Annotated in this window: 15 protein-coding genes; 8 read left to right on the forward strand and 7 right to left on the reverse strand. The window is 43.0% G+C overall.

The features are described from left to right. Positions 1–17: 17 nt before the first annotated feature. From CI595_RS18775 to CI595_RS18795, 5 genes are all read right to left on the reverse strand, one after another. Positions 18–710: a response regulator transcription factor gene (locus tag CI595_RS18775; protein ID WP_095175157.1), complete on the reverse strand. Its 693-nt coding sequence runs from the start codon at positions 708–710 to the stop codon at positions 18–20. A 23-nt stretch (positions 711–733) separates the two neighbouring features. Then, positions 734–1,513 (reverse strand): lantibiotic immunity ABC transporter MutG family permease subunit, encoded by a 780-nt coding sequence (locus CI595_RS18780; RefSeq protein ID WP_095175158.1) that lies wholly within the window; start codon positions 1,511–1,513, stop codon positions 734–736. After that, positions 1,510–2,280, reverse strand: a complete 771-nt coding sequence (locus CI595_RS18785) for a lantibiotic immunity ABC transporter MutE/EpiE family permease subunit (protein WP_095175159.1) — start codon at positions 2,278–2,280, stop codon at positions 1,510–1,512. Before CI595_RS18785 ends, CI595_RS18780 begins: the two co-directional genes overlap by 4 nt. Continuing rightward, complete coding sequence (locus tag CI595_RS18790) at positions 2,273–2,980, reverse strand: lantibiotic protection ABC transporter ATP-binding protein (RefSeq protein ID WP_095175160.1); 708 nt, start codon at positions 2,978–2,980, stop codon at positions 2,273–2,275. Before CI595_RS18790 ends, CI595_RS18785 begins: the two co-directional genes overlap by 8 nt. Before the next feature lie 200 nt (positions 2,981–3,180). Further along, positions 3,181–4,725, reverse strand: coding sequence for an ABC-F family ATP-binding cassette domain-containing protein (locus CI595_RS18795; protein WP_095175161.1), 1,545 nt, complete (start codon positions 4,723–4,725; stop codon positions 3,181–3,183). A gap of 1,512 nt (positions 4,726–6,237) precedes the next feature. Between CI595_RS18795 and CI595_RS18805 the strand changes: the two genes are divergently transcribed. Further along, positions 6,238–7,779, forward strand: a complete 1,542-nt coding sequence (locus tag CI595_RS18805; RefSeq protein ID WP_095175163.1) for an alanine/glycine:cation symporter family protein — start codon at positions 6,238–6,240, stop codon at positions 7,777–7,779. A gap of 58 nt (positions 7,780–7,837) precedes the next feature. Here CI595_RS18805 and CI595_RS18810 read toward each other — a convergent pair whose 3' ends face one another. Beyond that, positions 7,838–8,827: a sugar phosphate isomerase/epimerase family protein gene (locus tag CI595_RS18810; protein WP_095175164.1), complete on the reverse strand. Its 990-nt coding sequence runs from the start codon at positions 8,825–8,827 to the stop codon at positions 7,838–7,840. 10 nt (positions 8,828–8,837) lie between these two features. Further along, complete coding sequence (locus CI595_RS18815; RefSeq protein WP_095175165.1) at positions 8,838–9,869, reverse strand: Gfo/Idh/MocA family protein; 1,032 nt, start codon at positions 9,867–9,869, stop codon at positions 8,838–8,840. 549 nt (positions 9,870–10,418) lie between these two features. Between CI595_RS18815 and CI595_RS18820 the strand changes: the two genes are divergently transcribed. The 7 genes from CI595_RS18820 (at position 10,419) to CI595_RS18850 (ending at position 17,752) form a co-directional block, all read left to right on the forward strand. Next, positions 10,419–11,783, forward strand: a complete 1,365-nt coding sequence (locus tag CI595_RS18820; RefSeq protein WP_095175166.1) for an extracellular solute-binding protein — start codon at positions 10,419–10,421, stop codon at positions 11,781–11,783. A gap of 76 nt (positions 11,784–11,859) precedes the next feature. Next, entirely contained in the window at positions 11,860–12,753 is an 894-nt protein-coding gene (locus CI595_RS18825; RefSeq protein WP_095175167.1) for a carbohydrate ABC transporter permease, read from the forward strand. Positions 12,754–12,767: 14 nt separating this feature from the next. Next, positions 12,768–13,652, forward strand: coding sequence for a carbohydrate ABC transporter permease (locus tag CI595_RS18830; protein ID WP_167388473.1), 885 nt, complete (start codon positions 12,768–12,770; stop codon positions 13,650–13,652). A 21-nt stretch (positions 13,653–13,673) separates the two neighbouring features. Then, entirely contained in the window at positions 13,674–14,687 is a 1,014-nt protein-coding gene (locus tag CI595_RS18835) for a Gfo/Idh/MocA family protein (protein ID WP_162291923.1), read from the forward strand. Further along, positions 14,650–15,615, forward strand: coding sequence for a sugar phosphate isomerase/epimerase family protein (locus tag CI595_RS18840; RefSeq protein ID WP_095175169.1), 966 nt, complete (start codon positions 14,650–14,652; stop codon positions 15,613–15,615). The genes CI595_RS18835 and CI595_RS18840 overlap by 38 nt, the downstream gene beginning before the upstream one ends. 18 nt (positions 15,616–15,633) lie before the next feature. Further along, entirely contained in the window at positions 15,634–16,521 is an 888-nt protein-coding gene (locus tag CI595_RS18845) for an AraC family transcriptional regulator (RefSeq protein WP_147737747.1), read from the forward strand. 235 nt (positions 16,522–16,756) lie between these two features. Next, a complete protein-coding gene (locus CI595_RS18850; protein WP_095175171.1) occupies positions 16,757–17,752 on the forward strand; it encodes a 4Fe-4S binding protein in 996 nt (331 codons plus the stop codon). Positions 17,753–17,754: the final 2 nt, after the last annotated feature.

Raw genomic sequence — 17,754 nt, forward strand, 5'->3', positions numbered from 1 at the left:
ATATCATGCCTGCCTTTTTACTTTTTATTCCATTTGTAACCGATTCCCCAGACCGTTAAGATGTAATCTGTATCCGGTGTTACAGCGGCGAATTTTGCCCTTATATTTTTAATACGCTCAACAACAGTGACGGAGTCTCCTTCGGAATCATAGCCCCAGACCTTTTCATAAATCTGCTCTCTTGAAAAGACCTGACCCGCGTGAAGCGCCAGGAGTTCTACAATGTCGTATTCCCGCCTGGTCAAGTCAATATTCGTGTCTTGGATTTTTATCGTCCGTTCTTTCAGGTTCATGCAGAGCTTTCCAAAATATAATTTAGAACGTTTCTGCTCTGTATTGATATATTGTGACCTTTTTTCTCTGCGCAGATTTGCTTCAATTCGTGCCATCAGTTCCCGAAGTCCGAAGGGTTTTGTCACATAATCATCGCCGCCCAGGCTCAGTCCCCGGACTTTATCCGTTTCCGATTGTTTCGCACTCAGAAAGATTATGGGGCACAGCACATCATCCCGAATTGCCCTGCAGACCTCAAATCCGTCTGTTTCAGGCATCATAATGTCCAGTATGATAAGATCCGGCTGTTTTTTTGATAGCTCTATACCGTCCTTCCCATTATAGGCGGTCAGTACCTGGTGGCCCTTGGCGCACAGTTCGTCTTCCAACAGCATGACCAGGTCTGTCTCGTCGTCAATGATCAATATCTTGCTCAATGTGTCATTCCTTTCTTTTTTGCTTATTCACAGTTTTTCCTTCCCTCCCATAAGTTAAACCAGATCATTCCTCCGGCCAGAAAGAGAACGGTTCCCGCTGTGACTGCCAAAAGTCCCAAAGCGGCGGTATGCTGTACGCCTATGGAAATATCTGAGGCATTGACAGAACCGTTTTCTTTAAGCAGAAGAGCACCGGGAAGCATTCCTAATTTTACCGGCCACGTCCAGGGGATCACAGGCCAGATTTTGGAGCCGAGGCCGGTAAGACCAAGGATTGCAGCCATTAAAAGGCCGCCCATGCTGATTCCCACAGAGGCACCCATGCCCCATGCAAAGCTTATCCACAAATGAAGCGCCAGAAGGGGAAGTGTCCCCAGGATCACCAGTACAGCAGCAGTCAGGAACAGCATGTAAGAAGCACCTGCAGGAAGGATCAGATTCGTACTGATGCAAAGGGTCAGTACGGCCAGGAGTGTGCATGCGGCAAGACAAACCAACAGGAGGAAAAACTTTCCCAGATATAATTGAAAACGGGAAATACCGGTGCCTAAAAAACCGTTAAAATTCCCGGCAAGTTCTTCCTCATGAACAAGAAATCCTGCAAAGACTCCTACCCCCACGGGAATGATGAATACCGTCCAGATTGTAAAAAAACCTTCAAAGGCAAAAGTCTGTGTGATTCCCGGATGTGTGGTAAGGTAGGCGGCTGCACAGAGGGAAAAAAGGACAGGCATACACAAAGTCAGGAAACGAATGGCTGTCCTTTTTGTCCGGAGCCATTCGGAACGTAAAAAAACGATCATTGTTCCTCCTTTCCGGCAAACCACACTGAGGAAAGCACAGTAAATACAAGAAATGCGGCTATAGATACAACAACCCCCACAGGAATCACAGAAGGGTCTAAAAGAGGATCGCCTGCTTCCAGGAGGACACCGTTGGGGTGGACACCTATTATAGGGCACATCAGTCTGGTAGCCAGGCTCCAGGGGACTGCAAACCAAAAGGAGGATGGTGCGGCAAGGATCCCAGCAATCATGCCTGCAAATCCGATTCCCATACTCAGGAACAAACCTTTCCATTCTGCAGCCCATAACTGAATCGGTATCAGCGCAAGGGAAGAGAGCCAGCAGACAATGCCGGCTGCAAGAATCTCCCCGAAAGGTATGGTTCCTGCCTTTGTTGTCAGACCTGCTGCGACTGCAGCAGCCATTAAGACCAGAGTGGAAAGCAGGCTATAGATGGCTATGGCTGTAATTTTATTGATCCAGAGTGCCTTAGCTGAGATATTACGGGTCCGGAGAGCGCGGTAATAACCGGATTTTTTCTCCTGAGCAGCCGCCAGAGCGGCAAAGAGCGCAAATCCCAGGGGAAGGAAAACAAAAGGCCACCAGTTAAAAATAAGAGCCAAAAGGCTCTGCCATCCCCAGGAACTGTTCTCAGACTGAGGATTGTCCATGAGGGATACCTGAGTGACCAGTGCGTATACAGCAAAGAAAACAGGAATAAAAAGGATCAGTTTTTTCATAAATGTTCTTTTGTATTTCAGAAACTCAGACTGCAGACTATGCATTTCTTTTTCCTCCTTTGCGTATAACGTCCGTAAAAAAATCTTCCAGATTTTCACCGGAGTCAGGTGTCCCCTGATACAAAAGCTCTCCGCCGCTTAATATCCCCACCGTATCTGCGATCTGGGCCACTTCTGATAAAATATGGCTGGAGATGATCACGGTGATTCCCTTTTCGGAAAAAGATGTGATCAGTTCCCGCAGTTCCTGGATACCGAAAGGATCAAGTCCGTTGGTAGGCTCATCCAGGATCAAAAGCTCCGGGTCGTTTAGAAGTGCGCATGCAAGCCCAAGCCGCTGCTTCATGCCCATGGAAAACTGGGAGGCCAGCTTCTTGCCGGTGTCTTTTAGATTGACGGTTTTCAGGACTTCATGGATTTTTTTCGTCGGAATATGTAAGAGCTTTGTGTGTACCAAAAGGTTTTCTTCAGCAGTGAGATTTCCATATAGGGCAGGGGATTCGATCAGGGAACCGATCTTGGAAAGGGATTCCCGTTTCCAGGGAGCGCCGTCTATAAAAATCTGTCCGCCTGTGGGACGGAGAAGTCCCACCAGCATCTTCAGTGTTGTGGATTTTCCCGCACCGTTGGGGCCAAGAAGTCCGTAGATACTGCCCCGTTCAATCTGCAGGGAAACGCTGCGGACTGCCATTTGGCTGCCGTACTGTTTGGATAAGTTTTTGGTTTCAAGGATTAAATCTTTCATGTGTTTTTCCTTTCCTGTTATATGGTATTTCTGTTACAAGAAGGATCATAGCATGAAAAAATAACGTTTTTATAACGTTTAAAAGAGTGTTCGGTCTTTATTATACAATAATCTCGGAAGAGTGAGAAGTTATCGGTAATCATTCAGCAGGGTCAGCGTATTTATTGCGCTGACCCTTAGAAAATTTCCAAAAGCCGGTTTTATTTTTTTCGGATGATTTTTTCAATATCAATGGTCTTATGGACCAGCCCGCTGTAGAATGTCTCCTCATGGGAAACGAGAAGTATGCTGCCGGGAAAGTCAAAAAGGGCTGTTTTCAGGGAGGCTTTTGCCTGGATATCCAGGTGGTTTGTAGGTTCATCCAGGATGAGAAAATTGCAGGGAGTGAGGGTGAGCAGACACATTTTGACCTTGGCCTGTTCCCCGCCGCTCAGTGTCCCGATAGCCTGGGCGGCATGTTTGCTGGTGATGCCGCAGAGGGATAGGTGCTTCCGTATCTCCTTCACAGTCAGGTCAGGATAGGCGTCTGACACGATCTGGACAGGGGGCAGAAGATTGTCCGGCCAAGTCAGGTCCTGTTCAAAATATCCTATTTTCACCTGCTGGGAGAAAGAACATCTGCCGCTCAGAGCAGGAATCTGTCCGAGCAGGGTTTTGAGCAGTGTGGATTTTCCGATGCCGTTAAATCCTGTTATGACTGCTTTCTGCCCTCCGGTAATGGAAAAGCTTAGGTCGGATAAAAGAGGATAGTGATATCCCACGGACAGGCTGCGGACGGACAGATGTTCTGTGGCGGTCAGAGGAAGTCCGGCAAACCGGAAATATGGTTTTAATTCTCTTAAATTAAGGGCTTCCATCTTGTCCATCCGGTCCAGTTGTTTTTGTCTTCCCCTTGCCATTCTGGTTTTACGGCCTGCAATATTCTTCCGTATAAATTCTTCTGTCCTTTTGATCTCTTTTTGCTGTGCGGAATACTGACGGATGTAATCCTCCCTCAGCAGAGTCTTTTTCTTTAGGAATTCGGAGTAGGTGCCATAGTATTTTGTGATTCTGCTGTTGTCAATATCACAAATCCGGTTTGCTGTTTTTTCCAGAAAATCAAAATCGTGTGATACGATGAGGAAGGCGTTTTCCAGGGAGGAGAGATAATCCGCCAGCCAGGCTGTATGTTCTTTGTCCAGGAAGTTGGTAGGCTCATCCAGGAGAAGGACATCGGGTTTTTCCAGCAGCAGTTTAGCCAGGATCACTTTGGCCCGCTGTCCGCCGCTCATCTTTGACACCGGGCAGGAAAGCCCTAGAGCACGCAGGCCAAGGCCGGAGACTACCTGATCTATGCGCGTGTCTATGGTATAAAATCCCTGTATCTCAAGCTCTTCCTGGCATTCGGCTGCGGACTTCAGGGCGCCTATATCCTTTGATGCAGCCTGTTCATAGAGGCGGTTCATCTTTTGTTCCAGAAGATAGAGAGGACGAAAAGCAGAGCGGAGGAATGCCTCCATAGTTATATGAGAGGCAAGCTGTGCATATTGGTCCAGGTATCCGACCGTAGTCTGGGGGTGCCAGGCAACGCGGCCCGTATCGGGGATGACCTGTTCCGTACAGATTTTGATCAGAGTGCTTTTTCCGGCACCGTTTTGGCCTACGATTCCTATATGCTCTCCTTTATTGAGTGTCAGTTCTGCGTTTTTAAAAAGCTGGCCTTCGCCAAAAGAATGTGTAAGGCCGGTGATTTCAAGTAAACTCATGATTTTTATATCCTTTCTTTTTTGGATGTCTGCCTGTCGCATCATTTTTCATGGCAGTATTTTTTGGTATAAAAAAAGCAGAAGACAGTGATACATTCAGATGTATCTGCCTTCTGCTGTATGCAGGCTGGTCACAGTAAAAAACGTCTGTAAAAAGCCCCAATCATATCCCGTTATAACAGCAAAAGGCTACAGACAAAACATTGTCCATAGCCTTTTACACAATATAGTCACGGGAAGATAACAATAAAACGGAAAAGAATACCTGCGTACTTCTGAATACGACAAATAAGCGGAAAGCAGATTTACAGACTTTCCCGGTCATATAGAAACACCGTCATGGCAGACAGCTCTCATCTTGTTACATAGAAAAGCTCTCAAAACTTCCCGGTACGGCAAAAAGCCCTTCAGGGGTGCACAACGATGCGCAAGAGTCAGATGGCCGCAAGCAGCCGCAAGTCCGGCTCGCCGCACTCTTTATTCCGTTTTATTCTCTTATCTCCCGATGAAATCCATAGCGTATATCATATGCCATACTCTGTACAATGTTTCATCGGTGCGGATCGTACAGAGATGGTTTTGGCGACTGGTTTTGGTTGGTTTGTTGAATTATAACCCATAATGAAGCTCCTTACAGTTGATGCGGTCACTATAGCATAAGCATGAGTATTTGTCAAATTTATTTATTTGACCCCTTTTATATACTCGGCTATTTTTTCGTTATATTCCTGAATGGGGATGAACTCCTGTTCCGGATCGGAATCTATTTCATTGTATTCTGTGACAGGTACGGAATCCTCATCCTGATCGGAATATCTTTCGTTGTACTCCGACAGGGGGACATCATAATATTTTCCATTGTATTCAGAAAGCGGTATGAATTCCTCCGGCTGTCCGGTTTGGCAGTTGAACAGCCCAGTACGAGCAGAGTAAAAGCGGTGGCTGTACAGGCGATTTTTTTTGACATTTTCATAAATATTCACCTCCAGGTTTTAGAAAAAATTTTACAATTTAGATGGTGTCTGTTAATATGTATTATATATTCAGCATATAGGTATATATTTGCTGTCACTATATGGATATTGTACAATGTCAACACTGGATTGTCAATAAACGCAAAATGTTCAAGAAAGCAGCAGTATAAGCAGCCGTGGAAAGCAACAGGCAAAGCGGCTGGTCATACACGTTATGTTAATACAGGAAGATTCCGAATATCCAGCACTATGTGCAACATAATGAACAGTAAGGACGTTTACATGGCAAAAAATATACCATATACTTTTAGTAACGTAACTGCTCAGCGCCTTCATGGTTACAGGTAGAAATCCAGGCAGAACCGCCTTTGGTGACGGTATTTTTTCCTGGCTGCCGGATGATCACTTACCGCCAGTGCAGTAAATGGGCAGATCTGCTGAATAGTTACGCAGCAGCAAATTTATAGTCGGACAGAAGTATATTTCCCTGCATACGGAGCAGGGATTCTGCAGTGCTGACAACTTAGGAGGGTAAAGTATGGAAGCTGTATTTGAAGGAATCAACAGTGTTTTTGGGTTTATCGGGCCTCTGTCTGATTTTTTGTGGGACTTTCCCACCAATTTTGCATGGTATGCGAACATTCCCATTCTGGGCAGTTTTTCGTTTGCCATAATCCTGCTTTTAGGGTCCGGCATTTTTTTCAGTTTTAAACTGGGATTTATGCAGGTGACACATTTTAAAAAGGCCATTAAGATTTTGACAGAGAAACGTTCCGTGGAGACAGGCATATCACCGCTGGCGGCATTTTTCCTCAGTTCAGCCATGCGTGTGGGACCCGGCAACATTATCGGTGTGACCGGAGCCATTGCGGTGGGCGGTCCGGGCGCTCTGTTCTGGATGTGGGTATCCGCTTTTTTCGGCATGGCCGTTGCCTATATGGAGGGTGTACTGGCGCAGATATTCAAGGAGAAAAAAGGGGAGGAGTTCGTGGGAGGCCTGCCTTTCTATGGAAGAAAACTGCTGGGAAATAAAGTCTGGGTGGGTATCTTTCTGTCAGTGCTGTATATTCTTTATGCGCTCTGTTGTCTTCCGGCACAGGGATTCAATGTGGTGTCCTCTGTAGGGCGTATGGCGGAGATCGTCACAAGTTCCACGATCCGGACGAATTCAGTCTTTTACTATGTGGTAGGGGCTGGCATTATTATCCTGACGGCTGTCATTGCTTTCGGTGGTATTAAGAAGGTGACAAAATGGACGGACAAAATGGTGCCGGTCATGGCAGTATTATATATTGTAGTGGTGCTGGTTCTGGTTGTGATGAACTTTAAGACCATTCCTTACTTTTTCCAGGCTGTATTTACCGGCGCTTTCAAGCCGGATGCGTTTTTCGGAGGTGTATTCGGAACCGTTCTGGCTCAGGGGGTGAAGCGGGGGCTTATGTCCAACGAGGCGGGGCAGGGTACCATCACCATGTCAGCAGCAGCGGCGGATGCAAAACATCCCTGCGAACAGGGCATGATCGCCTCCATGGGCGTTTTTCTGGATACCATTGTGATCTGTACTCTGACCGGATTTGTGGTTGTAATGGCACACTGCTGGACAGGAGCAGGAGCGGATACCTGGGCAGCTCTTGACAAGCTTCCGAAATTTACGGAATCCATTGCAGTGCTGACACCGGGAACGGCTATGAACGCTGTGATGACATTTCTGGTGACACTGTGTTTCTGCCTGTTCGCCTTTACCTGTCTGCTGGGGATGATCAGCTTCTCGGAAATAGCGGCAAACAGGATCAGGAAAGATAAGATCTGCATTAACACGGTGCGCTGCATTGCTCTTTTTGTGGCAGCGTTCGGAATTCTCTGCAATATTGCAGGGCTGGAGCTGGGAAATCTGTGGGCCTTCTCGGATTTGGGGAATATTCTGATCGTGTATTTTAACGTTCCCATTGTATATGTGGGGGCAAGGTATGTTTTTCGGGCAACCAGGCATTATAAGAAACAGGATGGGACGCCCTTTACTTCAAAGGTTATCGGAAGGGATGACTGTGAGTTCTGGGATAAAAAGGCAGAAAAAAGATAAGATTAGCCAGAAATGGGCTGAGGGTAAGAAGATATCTTATTCCTCAGCCCATTTTAGCCTATTTTATTCTTAAAGTATCATCAAAAGCAGTCATTGCAGGATAGAAATTCATTTTTTGAATATAAGAATAAGATTCTTTTATACCAAATTCACGTTCCATGCCGGAGTCCTCCCATTCTACGGATAGCGGTCCCTGATACCCCATTGTATTTAATTCTCTTATGATTCCGTCAAAATCCACGTCACCATGGCCTACTGATACAAAGTTCCATTTTCTTCTGGTATCACCAAAAGGTAGATGGGAACCAATTACACTGGCTTTCGGGTTAGAATTTATTTTTACATCCTTTATATGTACATGATAGATGCGCTGGGCAAAATCGTGGAGAAATAATATTTCATCCACTCCCTGCCAGAGCAGATGGCTGGGATCATAATTAAATCCCAGAGTCTTTCTTCTGTCAAAAACTTCTAAAAGTCGTTGGGCTGTATAATAGTCAAACGCAATTTCCGTTGGGTGGACTTCAAGGGCAAAATGGATACCGCATGTATCAAAAGTATCAAAAATTGGGGTCCAGAGGGTGCGGATTTTTTGAAATCCATCTTCTATAATTTCAGATGATGTCTGGGGAAATGAATACCAGGAGGACCAAATAGGGGATCCCATAAACCCGTTTACAACGGATACACCCATTTTTTTTGCAGCGTAAGCCGTATGTTTCATTTCTGTAATTGCCCATTCTTTTATTTTTTTTGGATTGCCGGCATAGGTAGCAGGGGCGAACTGGTCCAGTCTGGAATACCAATTATCGCCAACACATTGCCCTGTCAGGTGGGCAGAAAGTGCGAAACATTTCAGGTTATATTTCTCCAGAGTTTTTTTCACAGAAGGAATATACGAATCATCTGTGAGAGCTTTTTCTACCTGAAAATGTGCATGAGTTGCAAGCTCCAGTCCATCATACCCGACTTTTTTTGCCAGGGAACATAATTCTTCCAAAGATAAATCACCAAATTGTCCGGAAGCTAAAGTAACAGGTCGATACATACAATCCCTCCTATCTGATTTTGACTGTGGTTCCTGTTTCAGCAGACTCAATGGCTGCGAAGACAGCGCGCATGGAATGGAGAATTTCTTCACCGGACATTGCAGGCGGATTATTTCTCTTCAGGCATTCAATCCAAACATCAATGACACCAGACCTTGTCTGAGAGTCATTGGTTTGTATTTGATCTAATTCGTATAGAATTCGTTCTCCATCTTTTTTTTCAATAATAAGAGAGCAAGCAGGATTGGTATAAAGATACATGACACCTTCTGTACCATATAAAACGGTTGCATTTTCCTCTGGCCCGTAGCAGCTCCAACTTGCTGTCATGGTTCCGACTGCGCCATTTTCAAGTCCGTAGATGCAGAAAGCATTGTCATCCACTTCGATGTAAGAACCGTCAGGTTTTCTTTTATCCAGTGTGCCAATTTGTGCAGTGACTTGAGAGATGCGCTGCCCGGTTAAAAACTGAATTAAATCCGTTTTGTGTATACCTAGATCTGCCATTACTCCCATAGATGCCTTTTCTTTATCAAAAAACCATACCTGACCGGGATCTATTGTCCAATTCTCCGGTCCACTGTGCCTGAAAGATGTGCTGAAAGTACGGATTTCCCCTATAGATCCTTTACAAAGTAATTCTTTTGCTTTCTGATGTGTTCTGGTTAGCCTTTGGTTATGTCCAATCATTAAAAAACGGTTGTTTCTTTTTGCTGCCGCCACCATATTTTCACATTCTTCAAGGGTGATGCCCATGGGCTTTTCACATAGAACATGTTTGCCTGCGGACAAAGCGGAGATTGTGAGGGTACTGTGAGTTGAGTTAGCGGTACAGATACTTACAGCTTCAATGGATGGGTCTGCCAATAATTGTTTCCAGGAGGCGAAACACTTTGTGTTATAAAGTTCTGCTGTTTCTTCTGCTCGTTTTGTGTTTATATCATAAACACCGTCAATCACAGCGTCTTTATTGGCAGCATATTCCGGCAGATGACGCGATTGTGCAATCTTACCGCAGCCTATAATACCAACATGAATCATAATTTCTCCTTTCATATTAAAAATTTCATTATTGGGGGTATGTGCTCAGAAAAATAGAGTATGACCGGATATTAAAATAAAGAATCTGGTGAGGGGTGATCTGTAAGCTAAGATTATCATATCAAATAATTTGTGTCAAGAAACAATAAAGACTGTAAAACATAGAAAAACATCAAAATAAAGATTAAAAATACATAAATTATCCTATAATTATCAGAAATTAGCATTCCATTATTTATCTATAGTTACTATACACAAAAAATTGAGAAAAAATATGTTAAAAATGTAGAATTACAATAAGGAAATTTGAAGACAGAAGAAAAATAAGATGAACCAGAAAATAATGTAGTGCTAATTTAGAATAGGAAAGCGGATAGACCGAAAAAGAGAAAATTGCTACACTGATATCAGTCGAAGAAAAATACTTTTAGAGGAAAATGCAGAGATAGGCCTATCAAATGCACAGACACGGAAGTAAAAATGGGGTGAAGGTCGACGGATGAACTGTTTGGTAGAAGGATTGGTTTTTGAGCAAAGGAGGTTCAAAATATGAGAAGAAAAGCAATTTCCCTGTTACTGGCAACTACATTGGCCGCGGTTTTACTATCCGGATGCGGAGAAGAATCGGGAGAAACCTCAAATACTACAAAAAATAATACGGTAGAGGAAGAGTCTGAGGAAGATGCAATACTAAATAATACAGCGGGTTCATCAGAGGAGGGACAGGAAGGAAAACCGGAAAAATTGGTGGTGGTAATCTCATCTGAAGGTACAGGCCCTATGGAAAAGACAATTGAACAGTTTACGAATGAGACTGGCATTGAGATTGAATTGATTTCAGAGGCTTATGACAATGTTCATAATAAAATAATGACTATGGTTGCAGGTGGAAGTCAATGCGATATTGTGTGTTTGGATACTGTCTGGCCTGCGGAATTTGCAAAATCAAATCTGATACTGCCTGTAGATGATTATCTGGAAACTGGATTTGGAGATAAATTTACAGATATATCATGGAAACAGCTTCAGTATGATGGTCATCAGTATGGAATCCCTACAGGTAATGACGCAAAATGGTTATTTTATAACAAAGAAATTCTTGAAAAAGCCGGCTACAAGGAACCACCTAAAACGTGGCAGGAGCTGGGAGAAATGTCTTTGAAAATGAAAGAAGAAGGGCTTGTTAAGTACGGTATCGCATGGGGAGCCAGTCAGGCAGAAGGGCTTGTATGTGATTATACAGCTCTTCTGTATGGATTTGGGGGACAGTATCGTGAAGATGATGAGAATAGCAGCGGAGACTGGAAATTGAACAGTGAGGAATCTATTGAAGCATTAACATGGTTTAGGGATTCTATGGAGAATGGTATTGCTGACCCGGCTTCCACTACATATACGGATCGTAATGTAATGAATACATTTATGGCAGGGGACGTAGCGTTTGTGACAGGATGGTCATCTTATTGGACTGCAACAAACAGCGAAACAGAGTCTGCTATCGCAGGAAAAGTAGGTATGACTATGCTTCCCGGTTCTGAAAAAGTAAAAAGCGGCAGTGTGGCTGGCGGAGGAGGATATGCAGTAGTTTCTACTACGAAAAGTACAAAATGGGCGGTTGAATTTCTGAAGCTTCTCACTGAGCCGGAGATACAAAAATCATTTCTGGAAGGCGTTTCCCAGATGCCTACATTAAAAGAATTATACAAGGATGAAGAATTGACTAGTAAATTTGAGATACTTGATATGGCATATCCGCAATATGAATACGCACACTTTCGTCCTATTTTAGTACAGTATCAAAATTGGAGCAATATGGTACAGGAAAGTATTCATAAAGTAATTGCCAATGGAGAAGATCCCAGTACGGTACTGGATAGCCTGCAGCAGAATGTGACCAGCCAAATCCAGAACTGAGAATCAGAAAAGAAAGACCGGACTGTCAGGCAGACAGTCCGGAATCAGTGGGAAGAATCCGGAGGAGGAAAAACAAATGAAGAAGGGAACGCTTGCAAAAAGGGAGGCCCGCCTAGGTGTTGGTATGATAACTCCGGCGATGCTTATTATTTTTGGATTAATGCTATATCCTTTGTTTTATACAATATATCTGACAATGGTACAGTATAATCTGCTTTCAAACGCCAGCCAGGGGTTTCTGGGGATAAAACAGTATTTACGTGTGCTTACGGATGAGAAATTCTGGCATTCTATGTCAGTTACCCTGTACTTTACTGTTGTTTCCCTTGCCCTGCAGTTAGTTTTGGGGTTTGCGGCTGCATTATTTTTAAATATTCCTTTCCGGGGACAAAAGTTGTTGCGGGCACTGATATTGGCACCCTGGGCGGTTCCTACTGTGGTAAACGCACAGCTTTGGAATTGGATTCTTAATGCCAGCTACGGGGCCTTAAATAAACTACTTCTTCAGTTAGGGATTATCCAGCAGCCGGTGGTATGGCTGGGAGAACCTAAATTAGCCTTGAATGTGATAATTCTGGCAGATACATGGAAAATGCTTCCTTTGTTTATTATTATGTTGCTTGCCGGGCTTTCTACCATACCCGAAACTTATTATGAGGCCGCAAAGATGGAGGGGGCTGGATTCTGGAATACCTTTCGGAAAATAACATTTCCGCTGTTAAAACCAATGTTGCTGGTGATTCTTGTATTGCGTACAACACAGACCATTCGAGTATTTGACGTCATTTATATGTTGACACAGGGGGGACCAAATAATAGTACCATGACAATTAGTTATTATACATATTTTCAGACGTTTAGTTTATTCGATTTTGGTTATGGCGCAACTATAGCAATGATAGTTGCATTACTGACAGTATTTATTGCGTTGACTTATAAAAAAATCCTGAACGCAGATGATGTCTATTAAAGGGGGAGAACTGATTGAAAAAAAAGGGCAGAAAACGTATTGTAAGAAATATACTGATTTTTTTAGGAGGCATAATTATTATCTGCTGGACTGTCCTGCCGCTTGTTTGGATGTTCATATCCAGTATCAGCCCTACAAAACATCTACTTGATATGGAGGCCTCCTGGTTTCCGCCACATGCAGGCTATGAACGTTATAAAAGCATTTTGTTTTCAGAGACAATCGTAAATAAAGGGACAGTTGTATCGTCTCCGGCGGCGGTATTTAAACGAGCTATGATTAACAGTATCCTGATTTCAGGAATTACAACAGCTATATCTTTGGCGGTGGGAGGACTTGCTGCCTATGCTTTTGCGAGACTTTCCTTCCGATTCAGAGATAAACTTTTGATGCTCGTAATGTTTTTCCAGCTTTTGCCTCCGATATCCTTGATGATACCCTTATATGTAATTTTTAAAAAGATAGGGATTATTGATAATATGATCTGTTTGGTTCTCCTATATGTATCCTTTACATTAGCATATACCATATGGGTCATGAGCGGATATTTTAAATCTATATCCAAGGATCTTGAGAATTCTGCCATGATTGATGGATGCTCTCGTATTGGTGCATATTTCAGGGTGATTGTCCCTATTGCAAAACCAGGATTTACAGCAGTAGGTATTCTGGCATTTTTAATGGCCTGGGATGAATTTATGTATGCACTTATTTTTATGAATTCACAGGCAAACAAGACAATAACCGTTGCTATATCTGAATTTACCACAAAATTCGGCGTAGATTATGGAATGATGATGACAGCAGGATGTATTGCAACAGCTTTACCAGTACTCATTTCCGTAGTATTTCAAAAGAATATAACGCAGGGACTTACGATGGGTGCAGTAAAAGAATAATAAAGAATGAGGGATTTTATTATGGAAAAAGTAAATGTAGGTATTATCGGCTGCGGCAGAATTGCACAGGATCAGGCAAGGAGCGCTGTTCAGCTAAAGAACACAAAAGTAGTAGCTGTTTGTGATACAAATGAAACAGCGGCAGGAGCGTTTGCACAGAAGTTTGGCATACCCAAAGTATATACGGATTATGAAAGAATGTTGGAAAATCAGCAAATCCATGCTATTTATAACTGTACACCTAATTTTCTGCACGCAGAGGTGGCTATTGCTGCTGCAAATGCTAAAAAGCACGTGCTAACACAAAAACCGTTTGCAAATACATTGGAGGATGCATATAAAATTTGTGATGCGGCAAAGAAAAACAATATCATTCTTCAGGCGGCTTTTTTTGAAAGATTTAGAGGATATTGCGCTGGAATAAAAAATTGTATTGACCGGGGAAATATAGGAAAAGTCCTGATGATTAAAGCCCAAATGTCACATGAGGGTATCGGTAAGTTTTATCATCCGCGGACTGAGTGGTTTGGTGACTGTAAGCTTGCAGGAGGTGGATGCCTGGCCGATATGGGGGCACATCATCTGGACCTTATGCGGTGGTTTGCCGGATCAGAAGCGGATATGATTGATGCCCAGATTGGATTTTCAGAGGATTGGCAGACAGAGACAAATGCTATCGTAAATCTGACATTTAAAAATGGAGTAATGGCACAGGGACACTGGAGTTTTTCTACTATAGCACCAGAAGGTGTCTGCTATGATAAATTTGAGATTTATGGAGACAAAGGGACTATATTCGTTACCTGCGATTCAAAAGAGGAACCATCCATACGTCTTGTTCATAAAGGGGATATACAGTGGCAGGAATACGCCTATGAAGAAGTGGATGGATTCTACGGAATGGAAGAGCATTTTGCAAATTGTATTTTGAAAGGAAAAGTGCCGTTTACGACAGGTGAGGATGGGGTAGTATCTGTAAAAACAATTTTGGCAGCTTATGAAAGTGCACGTACAGGGCAACGTCAAAGGTTATGAGGAGGGGATAAGAATGAAACTCGGATGTGCTTCATGGTGTTTTACAGCACCTCATTATCAGGCTCCTTATGAGCCAGCAATCCACATTGTAGGAGACCTTGGCTTTCAGGCCATTGAAATGATTGCCCACAATGAAAAGGATGTAAAAGAGTACTATACTGCGGAAAAAATAAAAGAACTTAGAGACCTGATTACATCATATCATATGGAAATTTCAGAGTTTGCTTTCTATACGCAGATTACACAGGGACTTGCAAGCCTGGATGACACCGTCAGGGAAGGTGCATTCATGAAATTTGAGGAAATGGTTAGGATTGGCCATGAACTTGGGACGGATATGATTAATATGGTGTCAAATTGGGTATATGGTCAGAAAAGTCCGGTTGAATATGTGCCAAACTACTGGTCTCCCCATGTTGAAGGGGTCCCATACCAGGAATTAACGCAGAACATGATATACCCCGTTGATTTTGACTGGGAAAAAGTCTGGGGCCGCTATATGAATACAATCTGTAGATGCCTGGATATTTGCCGAAAATATAAAATGCGGTTTAATGTAGAGGGGCACGCCAATGTTATAGTGGGAAATTCGGATGCTATGCTGCGTATGTTTGACAACATACCAGATAAAGACCTAGGGATTAATCTGGATACGGCATGGCATATGATACAGAGAGAATATGTACCGATGGTTGTGGAGAAACTAGGTTCCAGAATTTTCCACGTCCATATGAGAGACGGAGATGGTATGATAAATTATAATCTTCCACCTGGAAAGGGAATAAACAACTGGAAAGATACGCTGAAAGCTTTAAAAAATACGGGATATGACGGAGTTCTATCTTTTGAAATGGCAGGATTTTTGCATGCGGATAAAGTGATAGGAGATGCCAAACATTATATAGAAAATATTTTGGCAGAATTATGAAAGTAGGAGGTACAGATATTGAATCGTGGCATGGAAGAGAGACTTTATTTAAGTGATGACAATATATGTACCTCCTTTAAAATTTTTATTCATGAGTATTCATCGCCTCTGCATTATCATAAATATCTGGAAATTCTATATATTTTGGAAGGCAGGGTGAAGGTACAGGTAAATTCTATGGACATGATTGCAAATCCGGGTTCTTTGTTTTTCATTAACAGTAAGGAAGACCACAAGACAGATTTTATGAATGACGAAAAGCATAAAATTCTCTGTATTCAGTTTGATACTGATATTCTGTATTCTCTGGGAGGAATTGCCCATGAGGTTAAATATATAGCCCCTATATTAAATAAGCAGGTCCATTTTCCGACATACCTGGATGCCAGAAAGGAAGAGGGTATATTAGAAATCCTGAACGAGCTTCTGGAGGAGGTTCAGCAAAAAAAGGTGGGATATGAGATGGTACTGAAGGCTGATTTCTATAAATTGATAGCCTGGTATTTTAGAAAGGCTGAGGAGTGCCTAAAATTGGAAGAGGGCAGTCATGTGCTGGAAGCGGAGAAGGATGAACGTCTGAAAGTGGTGTTTGATTATGCGAATAAAAATTATATGAAAGATATAAAGACCCAGGATGCAGCTGATGAAGTGTTTTTAAGCTATACTTATTTTTGTAAACTATTTAAACAGCATACAAAACTTACATTCATGGAATATCTTAATAAAGTAAGGCTTGCAGAGGCCAGAAAGCTGTTGGTAGATACAAATATGAGTATTGGAGAAATCGCAGCAAAGACAGGATTTAAAGACCAGAACTATTTTACCAGAATTTTTAAAGATACCTTTCAGGAAACACCAAGTAAATTTAGGAAAAATGTACTTTTGCAAAAGAAAAATGAGAAGTAGGTGAGTGAAAATATTTAATAATATACAAAATTGTTCAGGGTGGATCTGTACAGAGTGTTTCTGCTGTACATATCTATCCTGGACATTTTTGTTTGTGTATAATAGACATTATATGTAAATTCAGGTAAAATAAAGAAAACTCCCTCCCGACGCCAGCCGACATTTTTTCGACAATACGGCGCTACGCTTCTTACAACTTTATTTTACGGAAAAAACAAGAGATCGGGGGATAAGCATGAAGGATACTTACAGAAAAGCAATGGAGATATGGGAGGTTCCGGAAGTGTTTTATGAGGCAGCCATTCCCATGTACCGTGATCATGAGGCAGAGCTTGCTGTCAGATTCGGAAGAGATCCCGTTTCCGGACAGGAAATCTGCCGTCTGCTCAGAGAATGGGGGAAAGAGGAGGCAGAGCGCCTGCTCTTTGAGAGTTATCAGAGGAATGTGCTGGAAAAGTGCCAGGATGACATCAGCAAAGAAACCTTCTATAGAATGACGGATTTCTATTCCCGCTATCCGTATTTTGCCCAGTATGAACCGGAAGCCTATGGGGAATTTACCCAGGAGACAGTGGACCGTTTAAATGAATGGGATCTGAAAGTATACATGGACCGCACAGCCCAGGCAGCCCTTGCCATAGCTGCCGGCAAAGATGTGCCCATGCACCAGACCCAGTATCTGACTCTGCAGGAGTCCTTTGATATGATGGACACACTGGGGGTGGAGCTTATAATCCTGCCCTGTAACTGCAAAGCCATGGGCAGATGTACCGAAAAGCCTGTGAATGTGTGTATAAACAAGCTGGAAAAAGGACCAAACACGCCGTATGACAGAAAACTCGGAACCATCCTCACACTGGAGGAGACGAAAAAACTGATTCGCCGGATCAATAAAAAAGGGCTTATGCAGTCAGGGGAAAATAATGTGCTGTGCAACTGTGACGGCGTTTACTGTTATCCCACCAAAATGGCCAGGATCCTGGGGACCAGGCTTCATTATCCAACCTCCCACTACGAGACTTTGTGGGATGAAGATCTCTGTGTTCAGTGCGGAAAATGTACGAAGATCTGTAATTTTGAGGCCTTCTGCAAGGACGAGGCAGGTAAGGTGAAGTTCGATCCTGGGAAATGCTGGGGCTGCACCATCTGTTCTGCAAACTGTCCGAAAGGCGCAATTTCATTAAAGAAAAGAGTGACAGAACCGGGAAGTGATCTTACAGAAAATAGGTAAAG

Origin of the sequence: Blautia hominis (genome assembly GCA_002270465.1) — a bacterium.
GTDB classification, from domain to species: Bacteria; Bacillota; Clostridia; order Lachnospirales; family Lachnospiraceae; genus Blautia; species Blautia hominis.

Bases quoted from the DNA above. Each gene is read 5' to 3' on its own strand.
- CI595_RS18780 (WP_095175158.1), bottom strand. From the start codon at position 1,513: ATGATCGTTTTTTTACGTTCCGAATGGCTCCGGACAAAAAGGACAGCC.
- CI595_RS18785 (WP_095175159.1), bottom strand. From the start codon at position 2,280: ATGCATAGTCTGCAGTCTGAGTTTCTGAAATACAAAAGAACATTTATG.
- CI595_RS18790 (WP_095175160.1), bottom strand. From the start codon at position 2,980: ATGAAAGATTTAATCCTTGAAACCAAAAACTTATCCAAACAGTACGGC.
- CI595_RS18795 (WP_095175161.1), bottom strand. From the start codon at position 4,725: ATGAGTTTACTTGAAATCACCGGCCTTACACATTCTTTTGGCGAAGGC.
- CI595_RS18805 (WP_095175163.1), top strand. From the start codon at position 6,238: ATGGAAGCTGTATTTGAAGGAATCAACAGTGTTTTTGGGTTTATCGGG.
- CI595_RS18810 (WP_095175164.1), bottom strand. From the start codon at position 8,827: ATGTATCGACCTGTTACTTTAGCTTCCGGACAATTTGGTGATTTATCT.
- CI595_RS18815 (WP_095175165.1), bottom strand. From the start codon at position 9,869: ATGATTCATGTTGGTATTATAGGCTGCGGTAAGATTGCACAATCGCGT.
- CI595_RS18820 (WP_095175166.1), top strand. From the start codon at position 10,419: ATGAGAAGAAAAGCAATTTCCCTGTTACTGGCAACTACATTGGCCGCG.
- CI595_RS18825 (WP_095175167.1), top strand. From the start codon at position 11,860: ATGAAGAAGGGAACGCTTGCAAAAAGGGAGGCCCGCCTAGGTGTTGGT.
- CI595_RS18835 (WP_162291923.1), top strand. From the start codon at position 13,674: ATGGAAAAAGTAAATGTAGGTATTATCGGCTGCGGCAGAATTGCACAG.
- CI595_RS18840 (WP_095175169.1), top strand. From the start codon at position 14,650: ATGAAAGTGCACGTACAGGGCAACGTCAAAGGTTATGAGGAGGGGATA.
- CI595_RS18850 (WP_095175171.1), top strand. From the start codon at position 16,757: ATGAAGGATACTTACAGAAAAGCAATGGAGATATGGGAGGTTCCGGAA.